Origin of the sequence: Pseudomonas sp. NPDC079367 (assembly GCF_044542195.1) — a bacterium.
Classification (GTDB): Bacteria; Pseudomonadota; Gammaproteobacteria; order Pseudomonadales; family Pseudomonadaceae; genus Aquipseudomonas.
The window spans coordinates 1-2240 of the sequence record NZ_JBITTW010000089.1; the positions used below are offsets into that span (position 1 = coordinate 1).

2 protein-coding genes are annotated in these 2240 nt (G+C 60.1%); both read left to right on the forward strand.

The genetic code is table 11. The features are described from left to right. Window positions 1-1070: DNA polymerase III subunit beta (gene dnaN, locus ACIGDJ_RS28225; protein WP_397504720.1), on the forward strand; the 1070-nt coding region annotated here is incomplete at its 5' end. A gap of 14 nt (window positions 1071-1084) precedes the next feature. Then, on the forward strand, window positions 1085-2188 hold the full coding sequence (gene recF, locus ACIGDJ_RS28230) for a DNA replication/repair protein RecF (protein ID WP_281880103.1): 1104 nt from the start codon (window positions 1085-1087) through the stop codon (window positions 2186-2188). The last annotated feature ends 52 nt before the right edge of the window (window positions 2189-2240 follow it).

Below are 2240 nucleotides of genomic sequence, written 5' to 3' on the forward strand. Positions count from 1 at the left end.
AACCCCTGCAACTGGTCGCAGGCGTCGTCGAGCGCCGACAGACCTTGCCGGTACTGTCCAACGTGCTGTTGGTCGTCGAAGGCCAGCAACTGTCGCTGACCGGTACCGACCTGGAAGTCGAGCTGGTCGGTCGTGTGCAACTCGAAGAGCCGGCCGAAACGGGCTCGATCACCGTGCCGGCGCGCAAGCTGATGGACATCTGCAAGAGCCTGCCCAACGACGCGCTGATCGATATCAAGGTCGACGAGCAGAAACTGGTGGTGAAGGCCGGCCGCAGCCGCTTCACCCTATCGACCCTGCCGGCCAACGATTTCCCGACCGTCGAAGAAGGCCCGGGCTCGCTGACCTGCAGCCTGGAGCAGAGCAAACTGCGTCGTCTGATCGAGCGCACCAGCTTCGCCATGGCCCAGCAGGACGTGCGTTACTACCTCAACGGCATGCTGCTGGAAGTTTCCGCTGGTGTGATCCGCGCCGTGGCCACCGACGGTCACCGTCTGGCGATGTGCTCGATGCAGGCCGATATCGGTCAGCCGGATCGCCATCAGGTGATCGTGCCGCGCAAAGGTATCCTCGAACTGGCGCGTCTGCTCACTGAGCCGGATGGCAATGTCAGCATCGTCCTCGGTCAGCACCACATTCGCGCCACCACTGGCGAGTTCACCTTCACCTCGAAACTGGTTGACGGTAAATTCCCGGATTACGAACGCGTACTGCCCAAAGGTGGTGACAAGCTGGTACTCGGCGATCGTCAGGCGTTGCGTGAAGCGTTCAGTCGTACCGCGATTCTGTCCAACGAGAAATACCGCGGTATCCGTCTGCAACTGGCCAGCGGTCAGCTGAAGATCCAGGCCAACAACCCGGAGCAGGAAGAAGCGGAAGAAGAAGTGGGCGTTGAATACAATGGCGGCTCGCTGGAAATCGGCTTTAACGTCAGCTATTTGCTCGACGTGCTGGGCGTGATGACCACCGAGCAGGTTCGCCTGATCCTGTCTGACTCCAACAGCAGTGCGCTGGTGCAAGAGTCCGACAATGACGACTCGGCTTACGTTGTCATGCCGATGCGTCTGTAATCAGCGGATCCTGAATGTCGTTAAGTCGCGTTTCGGTCACCGCGGTGCGCAATCTGCACCCGGTGACCTTCTCACCCTCCCCCCGCATCAACATCCTTTACGGCGCCAACGGCAGCGGCAAAACCAGTGTTCTGGAAGCCATTCACCTGCTGGGGCTCGCCCGTTCGTTTCGCAGCACGCGCCTGTTGCCGGTCATCCAGTACGAGCAACTCGCCTGTACGGTATTCGGTCAGGTTGAATTGGCAGAGGGCGGACACAGTGCGCTGGGGATCTCCCGAGACCGTCAGGGCGAATTCCAGATCCGTATCGATGGCCAGAATGCGCGCAGCGCTGCGCAGTTGGCGGAGATCCTGCCACTGCAGTTGATCAACCCCGACAGCTTCCGCCTGCTCGAAGGCGCGCCGAAGATTCGCCGGCAGTTTCTCGACTGGGGTGTGTTCCACGTTGAGCCTCGGTTCATGGGGACCTGGCAGCGTTTGCAGAAGGCCTTGCGCCAGAGAAACTCCTGGCTGCGGCATGGTACACTTGACGCCGTTTCGCAAGCGGTTTGGGACAGGGAACTGTGCCAGGCCAGCGCTGAAATCGATGAATACCGCCGCGCTTACATCACAGCCTTGAAACCGGTCTTCGAGCAGACCTTGAGCGAACTGGTTGAGCTCGAGGGTTTGACCCTCAGCTATTACCGAGGCTGGGACAAAGACCGCGAATTGAGCGCCGTACTTGCCGGTTCCGTACAACGGGACCAGCAGATGGGGCACACCCAGGCCGGCCCGCAACGCGCTGATTTGCGTCTTAGATTGGGCGCACACAATGCCGCGGACATCTTGTCCCGGGGTCAGCAGAAGCTGGTGGTCTGTGCGCTGCGGATTGCCCAGGGGCACCTGGTCAGCCAGGCCCGCCGCGGTCAGTGTATTTATCTGGTGGATGACTTGCCGTCCGAGCTGGACGAGAGCCATCGTCGCGCGCTGTGCCGCTTGCTGGAAGACTTACGCTGCCAGGTGTTCATCACCTGTGTAGATCACGAATTACTGAGGGAAGGCTGGCAGACGGAAACGCCAGTCGCTTTGTTCCACGTGGAACAGGGCCGTATCACCCAGACCCACGACCATCGGGAGTGAAGGCATTGAGCGAAGAAAATACGTACGACTCAACGAGCATTAAAGTGCTGAA

Excerpts from the sequence above, each read along its gene's own strand:
- recF (WP_281880103.1), top strand. The coding sequence starts at position 1,085 with ATGTCGTTAAGTCGCGTTTCGGTCACCGCGGTGCGCAATCTGCACCCG.